General features: G+C 64.6%; 13 protein-coding genes. 7 read left to right on the top strand and 6 right to left on the bottom strand.

Going from position 1 to position 15417, the window contains the following annotated elements; genetic code table 11:
* Positions 1–336 precede the first annotated feature (336 nt).
* Entirely contained in the window at positions 337–1524 is a 1188-nt protein-coding gene (locus ACQR07_RS16010; RefSeq protein ID WP_434903194.1) for a diguanylate cyclase, read from the top strand.
* A 75-nt stretch (positions 1525–1599) separates the two neighbouring features.
* Here ACQR07_RS16010 and ACQR07_RS16005 read toward each other — a convergent pair whose 3' ends face one another.
* A complete protein-coding gene (locus tag ACQR07_RS16005; protein WP_434903386.1) occupies positions 1600–1983 on the bottom strand; it encodes a DoxX family protein in 384 nt (127 codons plus the stop codon).
* A 198-nt stretch (positions 1984–2181) separates the two neighbouring features.
* Positions 2182–2961, bottom strand: a complete 780-nt coding sequence (locus ACQR07_RS16000) for a hypothetical protein (RefSeq protein ID WP_434903385.1) — start codon at positions 2959–2961, stop codon at positions 2182–2184.
* A gap of 239 nt (positions 2962–3200) precedes the next feature.
* Here ACQR07_RS16000 and ACQR07_RS15995 point away from each other — a divergent pair, with 239 nt between their 5' ends.
* The 4 genes from ACQR07_RS15995 to ACQR07_RS15980 all read left to right on the top strand — a co-directional run bounded on the left by ACQR07_RS15995 (position 3201) and on the right by ACQR07_RS15980 (position 7220).
* On the top strand, positions 3201–3467 hold the full coding sequence (locus tag ACQR07_RS15995; RefSeq protein WP_434903193.1) for a hypothetical protein: 267 nt from the start codon (positions 3201–3203) through the stop codon (positions 3465–3467).
* Between the two features lie 229 nt (positions 3468–3696).
* Entirely contained in the window at positions 3697–4587 is an 891-nt protein-coding gene (locus ACQR07_RS15990) for a cation diffusion facilitator family transporter (RefSeq protein ID WP_434903192.1), read from the top strand.
* Between the two features lie 350 nt (positions 4588–4937).
* Entirely contained in the window at positions 4938–5519 is a 582-nt protein-coding gene (locus ACQR07_RS15985; protein ID WP_434903191.1) for a TRAP transporter small permease subunit, read from the top strand.
* Between the two features lie 24 nt (positions 5520–5543).
* Positions 5544–7220, top strand: coding sequence for a TRAP transporter large permease (locus ACQR07_RS15980; protein WP_434903190.1), 1677 nt, complete (start codon positions 5544–5546; stop codon positions 7218–7220).
* An 85-nt stretch (positions 7221–7305) separates the two neighbouring features.
* Here the strand turns inward: ACQR07_RS15980 and ACQR07_RS15975 are convergent, their stop codons facing one another.
* The 4 genes from ACQR07_RS15975 to ACQR07_RS15960 all read right to left on the bottom strand — a co-directional run bounded on the left by ACQR07_RS15975 (position 7306) and on the right by ACQR07_RS15960 (position 11554).
* Positions 7306–8394, bottom strand: a complete 1089-nt coding sequence (locus ACQR07_RS15975; RefSeq protein WP_434903189.1) for a TRAP transporter substrate-binding protein — start codon at positions 8392–8394, stop codon at positions 7306–7308.
* Between the two features lie 178 nt (positions 8395–8572).
* A complete protein-coding gene (locus ACQR07_RS15970; protein ID WP_434903188.1) occupies positions 8573–9667 on the bottom strand; it encodes a TRAP transporter substrate-binding protein in 1095 nt (364 codons plus the stop codon).
* 177 nt (positions 9668–9844) lie between these two features.
* Positions 9845–10975, bottom strand: coding sequence for an Mrp/NBP35 family ATP-binding protein (locus ACQR07_RS15965; protein ID WP_434903187.1), 1131 nt, complete (start codon positions 10973–10975; stop codon positions 9845–9847).
* A gap of 132 nt (positions 10976–11107) precedes the next feature.
* Positions 11108–11554, bottom strand: coding sequence for a VOC family protein (locus ACQR07_RS15960; RefSeq protein ID WP_434903186.1), 447 nt, complete (start codon positions 11552–11554; stop codon positions 11108–11110).
* Positions 11555–11819: 265 nt separating this feature from the next.
* Here ACQR07_RS15960 and ACQR07_RS15955 point away from each other — a divergent pair, with 265 nt between their 5' ends.
* Positions 11820–12689: an NAD(P)-dependent oxidoreductase gene (locus ACQR07_RS15955; RefSeq protein ID WP_434903185.1), complete on the top strand. Its 870-nt coding sequence runs from the start codon at positions 11820–11822 to the stop codon at positions 12687–12689.
* Positions 12690–13032: 343 nt separating this feature from the next.
* A complete protein-coding gene (locus ACQR07_RS15950) occupies positions 13033–15417 on the top strand; it encodes a TonB-dependent receptor domain-containing protein (RefSeq protein ID WP_434903184.1) in 2385 nt (794 codons plus the stop codon).

The raw sequence follows: 15417 nt of genomic DNA, 5'->3' as shown, positions 1-15417 counted from the left end.
CTCCCATAAGTTGCAGCAATCAAATTAACTACCCACGAACCAACTGCGTTAGCGGCGGATTAGTCCCGCTCCGCCTAGCCTCGCGGATCGCGCGCCGACATGGGCATCAGAGGACGGCAAATTCCTCCTGCACAGGCCGAGCTCCGGAAAAGCGATTCAATCTGAACGCAGCGAGACCTCTGCATCTGACATGCGAGACCATTCGCCATACGTCGCCGAGGGAACGACGTCGTCGGCGGCGCCGCCGCGGCAGGCCGCACGCGACGTGCGTCCCGTGGCGCCCGGCCGTGGGCTAACGCCGCATCCGGGCCGCACGGCGGATCGATGGACGCGGCGATGACAACGTCGTCACACGCGCGCCTCGACTACTTGCTGCGCTTTTCCGCTGATATCGAGGCGGCCTACGAGACGCAGACGCGCCAGCGCCGCGTTGCCGAACTGCGCCGGTCGATCATCTTCGGGCTATGCACCTACAACCTCTACAACTTCACCAGCATCTACCTGATGCCCGACATCCTGTGGTTCTCGGTGTTCGTGCGGGTCGGGGTGATTACGCCGGTCTCTATCCTGCTGCTCTGGATGATCGGGCGCGTCGGTGCCACCTGCCGCGAGTGGCTGATGACCATCGGGGTGACCAACGCGTTCGCTTCCCCGGTTCTCCTCTTCCTGGTTTCGGACGCTCCACTCTCCGCCTTCACGTTCGGCGAGTTTCCGCTCACGTTGGTGTTTGGAAACATGCTGCTGCTGCTGCGCTTCCGCCACGCGATCCTGTTCACCGGAACCTCGCTGGCGCTGGCCTCCACCGCGGCGATGCTCAAAGCCGGAATCGACACCAGCCTGTCGATCGCCTTCGTCATCCAGATCGCGACCGGTTCGATCTTCAGCCTGCATGCCAACTGGCGCGCCGAAACGAACCGCTGCCGCGCCTTCCTTCGGGAGCTCGATGTCCTGACCGAGGCCGAGGCCGCGACGGCGGCGAGCAGGAAATTTCAGGATCTGTCGCTGACCGACGCCCTCACCGGCCTTCCCAACCGGCGCGCGCTCGACAATGAGCTTGCCGCCCGGTTCGGTCAGGATCAATCGATCACGATCCTGATGATCGATATCGACCACTTCAAGAACTTCAACGATCAGTTTGGCCACCCGGCCGGCGACGACTGCCTGCGCAGGATCGCCGCCTGCCTGCGCGATATCAGCCGGAGATTCGGGGTCTCCGTCGCGCGGTTCGGCGGCGAGGAATTTACGGTTTTCGCCGGCCAGCAATCGGAGCACGAGGCCGTCCGCCTCGCCCATCGCGTCGTCGAGGACATTCGCGCCCTGAAGATTCCGCATCCCGGGCGCGCCGATGGCCTCGACGTCGTCACCGCGAGCGTCGGATTCGCCCGCATCGACCAGACCAGGACCGCGACGCCGGAGGCGATGCTGGGTGCTGCGGACCACGCGCTGTATCTCGCCAAGAAGCGCGGGCGCAACGGCTGGGCAAGCTTTAACCGCGACCAACAGCCTGCGACGCTCCACGCCTGAGCCGGGGACGCTCCGCAAGGACCTTGCCGCCACCTTCCGCGTTTGCGAGCGTCCGCGAAGACGGCACGCTGATGATCACGACTGGGATGGCCGGCGCCACGGCCAGTCGATCACGTCGGCGCAGTACAGCGACCACCAGATGATGACCGGCTGCAGCGCGAGCCGCGGGCCGTGATACAGCCAGCTGTCGGGGATGTGCGGCAGCACCACCCCGTCGAACGCGTGCTTGAAGTTGGCAGGCCAGACGCACAGCGCATAGATCGCCAGTGCGATGCCGGCGAGGGCTCGCGTCGGCGGAACGAGAAGCGCCACCGACGCGCCGATCTCGAACAACCCGGTGACGAAGATGACCTCGCGCGCCCAAGGCACCCATGAGGGTGTAATCGCCAGCAACTGCTCTGGCGCCGCCAGATGAGCGATGCCCGCCGCCAGATAAAATATCGCGATGATCCATCGCATGATCGCGCGGGCACTCAATTCTGCATCCTTTGCGCTTGTGACGCATGGCGACACCGCCGTCTCCGCCCGCAAGCTACGGCCGCAGCCGGGCGGCGGTTTCACAATTTCAGAGCCGAGTACTGGATCCGCAGCGCAGATCAGCGGACGCAGCTCGGAGCCGCACAATGCCGATTGCCTGACTTCAACGGCAAAATCGACCTATCGACTCGCCCCCGTCGGACTCTGCGACGACCGTCGCGTCGGCTTGCGATCCTCAGCACAGCCGAAGCCGCAGTCATCCCAATGTGAGACCCCCGGTGCGTCCTTGATCTCCTCGTAGAAAATCCAGCCCGTCGCGCTATTGGCGCATCTGAGCTTCAGCCACTGATGATAGCCTTCATCCTTGGCGTCCGTTTCCACAGTGGGCTTTGCGCCCACCTCCATGGACGCTTCGACCAGATCCTGATCGGCGACATACACGTCGTCGCCCAACCGCATCATGAACGTTCCTTCCGAACCTGGGCCGATCAACGACCAGCGATCACCCTTGCTGAAATTGATCCTGGCCCGTTCGTGGCCCGGTTCTTTCCACAGATCGGACGTATGATCACGTGTCAATTCGTAGCTCTTGATCCGCGTGAACGTCACGAAGGTCAGCCGGTCCGCCATGACCCGCTTCGTATTCCAGGGATGATAGGTCGCGCCTGTCCTGAGCGCGCAGGACACCGATTTCGGCGCACCGATCTCCGGCGTCGCTCGGATGGCGAGTGTCATGTTGCGATCGACGGTGAACCCGTCAGGCCATTCGTGGCCCCAGAAGTCGGCCTTGTACCAGAGGTCCGGGTCATATTTCACCGGACGCACAGGGCGACCCGCCCGTCCATCCGATGCCGCCGCTGCTTTCGGCTCGACGCTCTGAGCGCCCGCCACGCAGCCGCACAGCATGGTGGCCAAGGCGAGAACAGGCAAGGATTTCAGCAGGCGTCTTGCCTCGTTCATGAACAAACTCGCTTCACGGCCTATGCTCGAACGAGTCGGTGCTGTCGTCGCGAGCACCCGACGCCGTCGAGCGTCCATATCACGGGACGCTGCATCGCGTCGATCGCCTCGCCGATGCGTGCCGGAACCGCGGACGCCCGGGCGAGTTGCCCAGCCGCGGACAGGATCGAGCGATGAGCAGCGACGCTGCCCATGGCGCCGACCTTGTCATTCGGCAGTAACTGGACAGAGAGGCAATCATGAAAGCTCCCCTTCTTCTTGCTGGCGCATTGATCATCGGATCCCTGGCCCCAGCTCTTGCTGACGAATACTACGTCGTGCAGGGACCGAGCCACCGCTGCACCATCACCACCACCCGTCCCGCCGACCGCGAGGTCGTGACGCAGATCGGGCCGATGGCGTTCACGAGCCGCGTGGAGGCCGAGGACCGCATCAAGCAGACCAAGGTCTGCGAGGACGAGGGCACCGTCGGCAGCAGCAGCACGACCACCATCATCAAGAAGTAGTCGGCAGCGGCAACCCTGCCGGGTCTGCCACAGACGCGAAAGGTCGTGCCCAGCGCGCTGGGGCACGACCTTTCTGTTTCCGCAGACCACAGCGGCACGGCGACGTCGCTTCGGAATGTCAGGTGCAACGATACGACCCGAGCATCGATTTTGACACTCGGTCGCAGCAACGAGCGTTGCGTTCCATCGCTGCCTTGAGTACGCCAGCGCCTGGCTGGATCGAAACCTCATGCCTTCGCAATCGCTCAAGCTCGCCATCGGCAGCCTCGTGGTCGGGATCATCGTCCTCGGCCTGAAGTTCTTCGCCTATTGGATCACGGGCTCGGTGGCGCTCTACTCCGACGCGCTCGAGAGCATCGTCAACGTGGTCACCGCCGGCGTCGCGCTGCTCGCCGTGCGCATTGCCGCCAAGCCCGCCGACGCCAATCATCCGTTCGGCCACCACAAGGTGGAATATTTCAGCGCCGTGATCGAGGGCGTGATGATCGTCGTCGCGGCGCTGCTGATCGTCCACGAGGCCTACGGCAATCTGTTCGCACCGCGACCGTTCTCGGCACCGATCGAAGGCCTGGCCGTGAACGGGCTGGCGAGCGCGATCAACGGCGTGTGGTGCTGGCTGCTGATCACGCGCGGCAAGCGGCTGCGCTCCCCCGCGCTGGTGGCCGATGGACGGCATCTGCTCACCGACGTGGTGTCCTCGGGCGGCGTCGTGGTCGGCCTCGGACTTGCCGTGGCACTGCAGTTGCCGGTGCTCGATCCGGCGCTGGCGCTGCTGGTCGCCGTGAACATCCTTTGGTCGGGCTGGCAGGTGCTGAAGGAGTCGACCAGCGGGCTGATGGACGAAGCGGTTCCCGAGGCCACGCTCGCGCGCATCCGCCAGATCATCGGCGGACACGCCGACGGCGCGCTCGAGGCGCACGACGTCCGCACCCGGCACGCCGGCCGGATGACCTTCATCGAGTTTCACTTGGTGGTGCCCGGCGAGATGTCGGTCAACCAGGCCCACGCTATCTGCGACCGCATCGAAGCCGCGCTCCGCGACGACGACGAGCACAGCGCGGTCACCATTCACGTCGAGCCGGAAAACAAGGCCAAGCACTCCGGCGTGGTGGTGCTGTGAGCGCGGGCCGTGAGCCAGAAGAGCGGGCGTCGCTTGCTGGCACGCGACACTGCTTGTCCGCCAAACGCGCGGCGCGCGAGTGCCTGGTCGCTTCCCGTCGACAAGCCCTGTCTCAGACGGGCTGTTGCAGATGGCATACCGGGTGCGACAGCTGTGGCGCGGTGTCGCCACCGGCGCAACATGTTGCGGCAACGCCCATTTTTGCCCACTTTTCCGATTGACGGCAACCTGAGGCGCTGAAATGGTGCCCCGGTTTTTAGAGCCTGCCGGGCCGGATAGGCCGTTGTGCCGCGCTGCGCAACCAGAACGGGCCTTGGGGACGTCGCAAGACATTTGGGGGAGGACCAGCGTTGCAAGCGTTGCTGAAATTGAGCCGTGGGATCGATGCCTTCACGACCTGGACCGGCAAGCGGCTGGCGTGGCTGATCCTGCTCGCCGTCATCATCTCCACGATCAACGCCATCGTCCGCAAGACGCTCGACACCTCCTCGAATTCCTGGCTCGAGCTGCAATGGGTGCTGTTCTCAGCCGTGTTCCTGCTGTGCTCGCCCTGGACGCTGCTGGACAACGAGCACATCCGCATCGATATCGTGAACGCCGCGCTGCCCAAATGGCTGCGTGACACCATCGACGTCGTCGGCCATGTGCTGTTCCTGATCCCGCTCTGCATCGTGATGATCATCACCAGCGTGCCCTTCTTCCTGCGCTCGTTCGAGATCAACGAGCAGTCCAGCAATGCCGGCGGCCTGCCGCAATGGCCGGCGAAGTCCCTCATCATGCTCGGCTTCATCTTCCTGCTGGTGCAGGCCGTCTCCGAGCTGATCAAGCGCATCGCGGTGATGCGCGGGCTGATCCCCGATCCCCACGCTTCGAAGTCTCATGGCATCGAGGCCGAGGTCGAGCACCTCGTCGAAGCGATCGAAAAGAAGTAAGCGGCGGGCTGGGGGGATCAATCAATGACTGCGTTTCTGATCGCCAATATGGCGCCCATCATGTTCGGCTCGCTGGTCGTCATGCTGCTGCTCGGCTATCCGGCAGCGTTCTCGCTTGGCGCCGTCGGCCTGTTCTATGCCCTGGTCGGCATCGAGCTCGGAGAATTCCGGCCGGACTTTCTGCAGGCGCTACCTGAACGCGTCTACGGCGTGATGAACAACGACACGCTGCTGGCGATTCCGTTCTTCACCTTCATGGGCCTGGTGCTGGAACGCTCCGGCATGGCCGAGGACCTGCTCGACACCATCGGGCAGCTGTTCGGCACCATCCGCGGCGGTCTCGCCTATGCCGTCGTGTTCGTCGGCGCCCTGCTCGCCGCCACCACCGGCGTCGTCGCGGCTTCCGTCATCTCGATGGGCCTGATCTCGCTGCCGATCATGCTGCGCTACGGCTACGATCGCCGTCTCGCCTCCGGCATCATCGCCGCCTCCGGTACGCTGGCTCAGATCATCCCGCCGTCGCTGGTCCTGATCGTGATGGCCGACCAGCTCGGCAAGTCGGTCGGCGACATGTACGAGGGCGCGTTCATTCCGGGCCTCGTGCTGTCTGCGATCTACGCCGGTTATGCCTTCATGGTCAGCATGATCTTCCCGAAGGCGGCGCCTGGCCTGCCGGCCGAGGCGATCGGCTTTCGCGAGGACTCCGGCGACCGCGGCCTGAAATCGCTCGGCGTGCTGTTCCTCGCGTCGTGCGTGTTCGGCTGGTACGTGATGCGCGGCTCCGAGTATCACGGCGCCGACTTCGTAGTGCTCTGCATGTTCTCCGGCATCGTGTTCGCATTCGCGGTCGCAGTCGTGAACTGGCTGCTGGAGCGCACCACCGGATACCGCTTCCTGTCGCGCATGGCGCAGCAGACCACCTTTGTGATGGTGCCGCCGCTGTTCCTGATCTTCCTGGTGCTGGGCACGATCTTCATCGGCCTCGCCACGCCGACGGAAGGCGGTGCGATGGGTGCGGCCGGCGCGATCATCCTCGGCGCGATCAAGCGCCGGCTCAGCTTCGACCTGGTCCGCCAGGCGGTGGAGTCCACCGCCAAGCTGTCGGCCTTCGTGGTCTTCATCCTGGTCGGCGCGCGCGTGTTCTCACTGACCTTCTACGGCGTCAACGGCCACGTCTGGGTCGAGCACCTGCTGACCTCCCTGCCCGGCGGCCAGATCGGCTTCCTGATCTTCGTCAACGCCTTCGTGTTCGTGCTGGCGTTTTTCCTCGACTTCTTCGAGCTGGCCTTCATCATCATCCCGCTGCTCGGACCCGCGGCCGAAAAGCTCGGCATCGACCTGATCTGGTTCGGCGTCATTCTCGGCGTCAACATGCAGACCTCGTTCATGCATCCGCCGTTCGGCTTCGCGCTGTTCTACCTGCGCTCGGTGGCGCCGAAGGAGTCCTATCTCGACCGCGTCACCGGCAAGCGGATGGAGCCGGTGACCACCGGACAGATCTATTGGGGCGCGGTGCCGTTCGTGGTGATCCAGATGATCATGGTGATCCTGGTGATCCTGTTCCCGTCGATGGTCATGCACTACAAGGGCACCGCATCGACCGTCGATCCGAACTCGATCAAGATCGACATTCCGCAAATCGATGCCCCGGCGCTCGACTTCGGGCCGCCGAAATTCGACACCGATCCCCCGAAGCAGTGATGCGGCGCTCGCTCAAGACAACGAAAAACCCCGGCGCATGCGCCGGGGTTTTGTTTTGTGCGAGAGGATGTGACGCAGTCGCGCCTCAGCTCAACGGGTTGCGCGCCATGAAGGCGTCGTAGCCGATCTCGGCGACCTGGAACCAGGAATAGCCGTTGCCGGCAAAGGCGCTCAGGGAGTCGAGCGTCTTCTTGAAATCCGGGTTGGTGGCCGCGACCTCACCGTGTAGCTCGCGCGCCGCCTTCAGGCAGGCCTGCATGATCTCCGGCGAGAACGCGTGCAGCTTGGCGCCGGCGGCGAGCAGCCGGCGCAGCGCCGGCGGATTGCCCTGGTCGTACTTGGCCATCATCCAGTTGTTGGCGTAGTGGCCGGCGTGCTCGAGAATCTTCTGGTAATGCTTGGGCAGTGCATTCCACTTGTCCTGGTTGACGAAGGAGAGCAGCATCGGCCCGCCCTCCCACCAGCCCGGATAGTAGTAATGCGGGGCGACCTTGACGAAGCCGAGCTTCTCATCGTCATACGGACCGACCCACTCGGCGGCGTCGATGGTGCCCTTCTCCAGCGCCGGGTAGATGTCGCCGCCGGCGATCTGCTGCGGCACCGCGCCGAGCTTCTGCAGCACACGACCGGCGAAGCCGCCGACGCGGAATTTCAGGCCCTTGAGATCGTTGACGCTGGTGAGCTCCTTGCGGAACCAGCCGCCCATCTGGCAGCCGGTGTTGCCGGCAAGCAGCGAGACCACATTGTACTTGGCGTAGAACTCGTTGAGGATCTCGCGTCCTCCACCGAGCATGTACCAGGCCTGGTTGATGCGCATGTTCGGCCCGAACGGCACCGACGAGCCGAAGGTGAAGGTCGGGTCCTTGCCGAAATAGTAATAGGAGGCGGTGTGGCCGATCTCGACCGTGCCGTTCTGCACGGCGTCGAGCACCTGCAGGCCGGGAACGATTTCGCCCGCGGCGAACGGCTGGATCTGGAATTTGTTGTCGGTGGCCTCGCCGACGATCTTGGCCATCATCTCGGCGCCGCCGTACAGCGTGTCGAGCGATTTCGGCCAGCTCGTCGGCATGCGCCATTTCAACTCCGGCATCGATTGCGCAATGGCCGGCGCCGCGATCGCGGCCGCACCGGCAGCGCCGAGCCCGGTGACCTTGATAAAGTCTCTCCGCTTCATGCCTTCCCTCCCTCGTGTGGTGATATCTGCTCGTTTCCTGGGCAGCCTTCTGTGAGGCCTCGGTTCCAGTGTGGATCAAAGCGCGCAAGAGTGCCATTGCGAAACGTTGTCGCAACGCAAAAGCCCGGCCTCTTGCGAGGCCGGGCTCATGTCGATCCGCCGATCGCGAAGCTTGCGATCAGCCGCGCGTGCGCGAGCGGATCATGAAGCTGTCGTAGGTGTACTCGGCAACCTGCCACCACAGATACTCATCCGAGCGGTAGGCCTGCATCGCGTCGATGACCTTCTTGAAGTCGGCGTTCTTGGCCGAGACCTCGCCCCACAGCTCGTTGGTCGCCTTGAGGCAGGCCTCGAGCACCTCGTTGGTGAACGGACGCAGCTGCGTGCCGCCGGCAACCAGGCGCTTCAGCGCCGCCGGGTTCACCTGGTCGTAGCGCGCCGCCATCCAGGTGTTGGCGTTGACCGTCGCGTTGGCGAGGATGTTCTGATAGTTCTTCGGCAGCTCGTTCCACTTGTCGAGATTGGCGAAGGCGTGGACGGTCGGACCGCCTTCCCAGAAGCCCGGATAGTAGTAGTACTTGGCGACCTTCTGGAAACCGAGCTTCTCGTCGTCATAGGGACCGACCCACTCGGCGGCGTCGATGGTGCCCTTCTCCAGCGACGGGTAGATGTCGCCGCCGGCGAGTTGCTGCGGCACGACGCCGAGCTTCTGCAGCACCTGGCCGGCGATGCCGCCGATGCGGAACTTCAGGCCCGAGAGGTCGGCGACGGTCTTGATCTCCTTGCGGAACCAGCCACCCATCTGGGTGCCGGTGTTGCCGCAGGGGAAGCCGATCACGTTGGCGGCCTTCTTGAAGAACTCGTTGGCGAGCTCGTTGCCGCCGCCCTGGTACAGCCAGGAGTTCTGCTGCCGGGCGTTGAGGCCGAACGGCACCGAGGCGAAGATCGCGAAGGTCGGATCCTTGCCGACGTAATAATACGACACCGTATGGCACATCTCGACGGTGTTCTTGGAGGTGGCGTCGAGCGCCTGCAGACCCGGGACGAGCTCACCGGCCTGGAAGACCTGGATCTGGAACTTGTTGTCGGTCATCTCGGCGACCTGCTTCGCCATGTACTCGGCGCCGCCATAGATCGTGTCGAGCGACTTCGGGAAGCTCGAGGTCAAGCGCCACTTGATCTCGGGCATCGACTGCGCGATCGCCGGCGAGGCCACCGCGGCCGACGCCGCGGCACCCGCGGCTGAGACCTTCAGAAAATCACGACGCTTCATATTAAGGCATCTCCTTGTTGGGGGCGTTTCCCGTGAAAAGCATTTTGTCGACCGACGCGATTCGTCGCGTCAGCTCGAAGACGATCCGGGCCGGGCTTTAGCACGGAACCGGTTAACCGAAAACGCGACGTTGGGATGACGAACAGTCCAATGGTCGCACCATTTCGCTGCACTGCATCAAGCAGCCGCGATGGTGTCCTTGAGCTGCTCGCGGACTGCGGAGGCGATGCTCCGGTAGATCGCCGCATGCGGTCCGGCCGGCTCGCTTTCGACCAGGGGATTGCCGGCATCCGAGGTGGAGCGGATGTCCATGTGCAGCGGGATCTCGCCGAGGAACGGCACGCCGAGCCGCTCGGCCTCGTGGCGCGCGCCGCCATGGCCGAAGATGTCGGAGCGGGTGCCGCATTCCGGACATTGGAAGTAGCTCATGTTCTCGATGATGCCGAGCACGGGCACATTGACCTTGCGGAACATCGCGAGCCCGCGGCGGGCGTCGATCAGCGACAGGTCCTGCGGCGTCGACACGATCACCGCGCCCTTCAGCGGCACGTTCTGCGCCAGCGTCAGCTGCGCATCGCCAGTGCCGGGCGGCATGTCGACAACGAGCACGTCGAGCGTGCCCCAGGCGACGTCGCGCAGCATCTGGTTGATCGCCGACATCACCATCGGCCCGCGCCAGATCATCGGGCTGTCCTCGTCGACCAGGAAGCCGATCGACATGATCGACAGGCCGAAGCGCGACAGCGGAATCATCTTCTTCTCAGGCGTGAGCTGCGGCTTCTCGTGCAGCCCGGTCAGACGTGGAACCGAGGGGCCGTAGATGTCGGCGTCGAGCAGCCCGACCTTGAGGCCGAGGTCACGCAGGCCCAGCGCGAGATTGATCGCGGTGGTCGACTTGCCGACACCGCCTTTGCCCGAGGCAACCGCAATGACCGCGGCGATGCCGGGGATCGCCGCCTGCTTTGACATCGGCGAATCGGAGGGATGCTGGTGCTGATGCGGACGATGGGCCGAGGCCGGCTGCACGCCGCCCTGCCGCGGCGGCGGTGGCGCCGAACCCGCCTTGCGCTCGGCGGTGAGCGCGATCATCGCCATGGTCACGCCGGGAATCGCGCGCACCGCGGCTTCGGCCTGGGCGCGGGCATCCTCCCAGGCACGGGCCTCGCTGGCCTCGACATTGATCGAGAAGAACACCTTGCCGTCATTGGCCGTGATCGGCGACAGCACGCCGGCATCGGGCAGCGCCACCCCGCGTGGCGAGCGAACCCGCTTGAGGGCCTCGAGAACCTGCTGCTGCGTCACGCTCACGGCGCGTCTCCTGAAAACGTTCAGAACGCGCCACATCGTCGCGCCCTATCCTGTTGGCCGGACGCGATCTTCCGTCGTTGCCGAAAGGATCGCGCCAGCCCTCTGTTGCGCTGCTTCATAATGAAGCCCGGCTCAAAACGCCACCTTGGTGCCGATGTCACCGGCGGTCTCCACCGGGGCATCCCCGGCCTGCTCCTTGGCCGCCTCGTAATTCAGCTCGATCATCACGCCGTTCGGGTCGCGCACGAAGATCTGCCACAGCTCGCCGCCGGGAACCTGGCGCGCGTCGTACGGCATGCCCTTTTCCGCGAGCCGCGCCTTCATGCCGGCGAAGCCGCGGCTGACGAAGGCGACGTGATGGACGACGCCGGAATCCGGCTTCTGTGCCTCCGAGGTCGGCGAGATATCGACCAGATGCACCACCGGCCGGCCCTCGCTGTACATCCAGGCGCCGGGAAAGGCGAAGTTCGGCCGGGCGCCGTTCTCCAGCCCGAGCACGTCCTCGTAGAAGCGGACCGTCTCCTGGAGGTTGCGGGTCCGGATGTTGAAATGATCGAGCACGCCGACGCTGACGCCCATGCGAGACACTCCCTGGCTTGATCGTTGATGGACTGGATTTCGTTGCGGGATGGCGGCTTTGCAAGCCGTCATGATGATGCCTCTTTAGCACGGACGCGCGGCTTCGCATCCGTCACGAAGCCGTTGCCCCCGCCTCGCAAGCGGTTATGGTGCGGCGGTCCAGCATGCCGCCGCGAGCCGCGGCCGGATGCTGATGTGTTCCTTCCAAGAACGGCCCGGCCCGCTCGAGGCTTGTCGGCAGAACCCCAAGGTCAAGGTAGCTCATATGGCTAAAGTCGCTTTCATCGGTCTCGGCGTCATGGGTTTCCCCATGGCAGGACATCTCGTGAAGAAGGGCGGTCACGAGGTCACGGTCTACAACCGCACCGCGGCCAAGGCGAAGGAATGGGCGGACAAGTTCGGCGGCAAGTCCGCAGCGACGCCGAAGCAGGCCGCCGAAGGCCAGGACTTCGTGATGTGCTGCGTCGGCAACGACAACGATCTGCGCGCGGTCACGATCGGTCCCGATGGCGCCTTCGCCGGCATGACCAAGGGTGCGACCTTCGTCGACCACACCACGGCCTCTGCTGAAGTGGCACGTGAGCTCGACGCCGCAGCCACCAAGGCCGGCTTCAAATTCATCGATGCGCCGGTGTCCGGCGGCCAGGCCGGCGCCGAGAACGGCGTGCTGACGGTGATGTGCGGCGGCACCGCCGACGCCTATGCCGGCGCCGAGCCTGTGATCGCGGCCTATGCCCGGATGTGCAAGCTGCTCGGGCCGGCCGGCTCCGGCCAGCTCACCAAGATGGTCAACCAGATCTGCATCGCCGGCCTCGTGCAGGGCCTGTCCGAAGGCATCCACTTCGCCAAGAAGTCGGGCCTCGACGTACCCGCCGTGATCGAGACCATCTCCAAGGGCGCTGCCCAGTCGTGGCAGATGGAGAACCGCTACAAGACCATGAACGACGGCAAGTATGACTTTGGTTTTGCGGTGGAATGGATGCGCAAGGACCTGTCGATCTGCCTGTCCGAGGCGCGCCGCAACGGCGCCCATCTGCCGGTGACCGCGCTGGTCGACCAGTTCTACTCCGAGGTTGAGAAGCTCGGCGGCAAGCGCTGGGATACGTCGAGCCTGCTGGCCCGGCTGGAGAAGTAAGAGCCAACGCCTGGTTGCGACTCCAACGGCCGCTGCTCAATTCGAGCGGCGGCCGTTTTGCTTGGGCCTGTTGCGAGAGCGACGCGGCCGCTTTCGACACGAGCCGCCTGCCGCTCCCAATGGCCTCGCGCGCTCCATTGCGCGCCCCGCGACTCGCTGATACCCGTTGCAATCGCCAATCGTTCGCAGATGTTGCCGAACGGAGACAGCATGGGTCGGAATCTGACAAACGAAATGTTATAACATTACATATTGGCGGACTTCGGCTAACTCTCGTCCTGGTCATCGTGAACGTCATGGGGCGCAGGCGCTGGCGTGGTCGGCATCTGCGGTAGGGATCGGAATGAGCGTGCGGACGATTTTGGGCTCGCTGTCATTGGCGGGGTTGGTGGTGGCCGGCTGGTCAGCCGGGCCGACAGTTCGTGCCCAGGCTGCAACTCCCGACCGGAGACCTGACACCTTGCTCCCGGACGTGACGGTCGATGCCCCGCGGCAGACGGTCAGCCGATCGCCCTCGACGAGCCGGACGGCTGATCGGACCAGGCGCCCTGCGCCACGCCCCGCGGCGACGCCATCGCAAGCGTCGGCGCCGTCCGTCCCCTCCTCCGCCAACGCCGCCTCGAGCGCGGCGCCGCTCAACGGCAATGCGACCGCGGCAGCCGCCAGCCGGCTCGGCCTGACCTCACGCGAAGTACCGGCGACGGTCGAAGTGGTCGGCGCCGAGACGCTGCGCGAACAGGGCTACCACACCACCGTGGACGCGGTGAAAGGCGCCGCCGGCGTCAGCGCCGGCGACGCGCCGAACGATGTCGGCTACGCGATGCGCGGCTTCCAGGGCAACCAGGTCAACGTGCTCTACAACGGCATCAATATCGGCCCGGCCGGCTTCACCGCGCTGACGATGGAGACCTTCAATCTCGATCGCGTCGAATTCCTCAAGGGCCCCTCCTCCCTGATCTCTGGCCAGGGCGCGGTCGGCGGCACCATCAACTTCGTGACCAAGGCGCCGCACACCGGACCGGTCCAGAACGAAGCTTTCGTCGGCTTCGACCAGCGCGGCACGTTCCGCAGCGGCTTCGGCTCGGGCGGCAGCACGACGATCAAGGGTCTCGACTATCGCTTCGACATCAGCCGGACCAAGGAGGTCGGCTTCATCGACGACACCGAGTTCAAGAACGTCCACGTCTCCGGCCAGCTGAACTACCGCCTGTCCGACAGCTTCAGAACGTTCGTTGCCGCCGAGTTCAAGGACTACAAGGCCAAGCCCTATGAGGGCACGCCGCTGGTGCCGGTATCCGTCAGCGGCGCCAACGCGACCAGCGGCATCGTGTCGGGCACCAAGATGTCCGACTACAACCCCAGCAATCTCGGCGCGGTCACGATCGACCGTCGCACGCTGTCGACCAACTACAACGTGGTCGACGGCCACAAGACGATCAAGGAGTCCTGGGTCCGCAGCGGGTTCGAATGGGACCTGAGCAACGCCGTCACGCTGCGGAGCCAGATCTACAACTACAATGCCAGCCGCGACTGGTACAACAACGAGGTCTCGGCGTTCAACGCTGGCACCGGCATGGTCGATCGCGAGCGCTTTTTCGTCCACCACAACCACAACATGGTCGGCAATGTCACCGACGTGACCTGGAATGCCAACCTTTTCGGCTTCGCCAACCGCCTCGTGGCCTCGGTCGAGAGCTCGCACACCGATTTCACGCGGCCGGGTGCCGCGAACTTTCCCGGCGAGTCGGTCGCGCTGGTTGGCTTCGATCGCGGCACCTATGGTGACCTGAGGACACAGTTCCAGTCCGCCACCATCGACAGCATCGCGCTCAATCTCGAAGACCGGTTGAAGATCACCGACAGCTTCGCGCTGATCGGTGGCCTGCGCTACAACCCGTTCACGCTCGACCGCACGTGGATCCGGGATGGCACCATGAGAGCCGGCTTCCCCTACTCCAAAAGCTGGCAGCCGCTGACCGGCCGCATCGGCACCACCTGGGAGGCGCTGCCGGGCACCACCTTCTACAGCCAATATGCGACGGCGACGGACATCTCGGCCGACAGCATCTTCATCCTGACGCCGACACAAAATCTCACGCTGTCGGACTCCCGCAGCTACGAGACCGGCGTGAAGCAGCTCGCGTGGAACGGACGCGGGGAGTGGACATTCTCGGCCTTCGACATCGAGCGCAACAACGTCTACAGCGCCCAGGCCGGCCAGCAGCTCAACCTCGCCGGCAAGGTGAAGTCGCAAGGCATCGAGCTCGCAGCCGCGGTACGGCCAACGCCGGAGAGCAAACTGTGGGGCAACGTTGCCTATGTCCGCGCGCGCTACGCCGACTACGATCTCGCGAAAGGCGGCTCATTCTCCGGCAACACGCCGCCGAACATTCCGGCCGTCATCGTCAATGGCGGCGGCTCCTACCGTTTCCTCAATCCGGGCTGGTGGCCGGTCGAGCTCGGCTTCTCCGTGCGCCATGTCGGCGATCGCTGGAGCACCGATGCCAACACCGTGAAGCTGCTCGCCTACACCACCGCCGACCTGTTCGCCTTCGTCGACCTGCCCAAAGTGCCGCTGTTCGCCACCGCGACCAGCACGCGCCTCGCCTTCCGCGTCCGCAACGTCACCGACAAGCGCTACGCGGCGTGGAGCGATCCGTTCTATCCCGACCAGATCTTCCTCGGCACGCCCCGCACCTACGAGGTCGAAGCCTCGTTCAAATTCTGA

Origin of the sequence: Bradyrhizobium sp. HKCCYLS20291, from assembly GCF_051167715.1 — a bacterium.
In the GTDB taxonomy this organism is placed as follows: domain Bacteria; phylum Pseudomonadota; class Alphaproteobacteria; order Rhizobiales; family Xanthobacteraceae; genus Bradyrhizobium.
This window is presented reverse-complemented; position numbering and strand designations above follow the sequence as displayed.

Excerpts from the sequence above, each read along its gene's own strand:
- ACQR07_RS16010 (WP_434903194.1), top strand. The coding sequence starts at position 337 with ATGACAACGTCGTCACACGCGCGCCTCGACTACTTGCTGCGCTTTTCC.
- ACQR07_RS16005 (WP_434903386.1), bottom strand. The coding sequence starts at position 1,983 with ATGCGATGGATCATCGCGATATTTTATCTGGCGGCGGGCATCGCTCAT.
- ACQR07_RS16000 (WP_434903385.1), bottom strand. The coding sequence starts at position 2,961 with ATGAACGAGGCAAGACGCCTGCTGAAATCCTTGCCTGTTCTCGCCTTG.
- ACQR07_RS15995 (WP_434903193.1), top strand. The coding sequence starts at position 3,201 with ATGAAAGCTCCCCTTCTTCTTGCTGGCGCATTGATCATCGGATCCCTG.
- ACQR07_RS15990 (WP_434903192.1), top strand. The coding sequence starts at position 3,697 with ATGCCTTCGCAATCGCTCAAGCTCGCCATCGGCAGCCTCGTGGTCGGG.
- ACQR07_RS15980 (WP_434903190.1), top strand. The coding sequence starts at position 5,544 with ATGACTGCGTTTCTGATCGCCAATATGGCGCCCATCATGTTCGGCTCG.
- ACQR07_RS15975 (WP_434903189.1), bottom strand. The coding sequence starts at position 8,394 with ATGAAGCGGAGAGACTTTATCAAGGTCACCGGGCTCGGCGCTGCCGGT.
- ACQR07_RS15970 (WP_434903188.1), bottom strand. The coding sequence starts at position 9,667 with ATGAAGCGTCGTGATTTTCTGAAGGTCTCAGCCGCGGGTGCCGCGGCG.
- ACQR07_RS15960 (WP_434903186.1), bottom strand. The coding sequence starts at position 11,554 with ATGGGCGTCAGCGTCGGCGTGCTCGATCATTTCAACATCCGGACCCGC.
- ACQR07_RS15955 (WP_434903185.1), top strand. The coding sequence starts at position 11,820 with ATGGCTAAAGTCGCTTTCATCGGTCTCGGCGTCATGGGTTTCCCCATG.
- ACQR07_RS15950 (WP_434903184.1), top strand. The coding sequence starts at position 13,033 with ATGAGCGTGCGGACGATTTTGGGCTCGCTGTCATTGGCGGGGTTGGTG.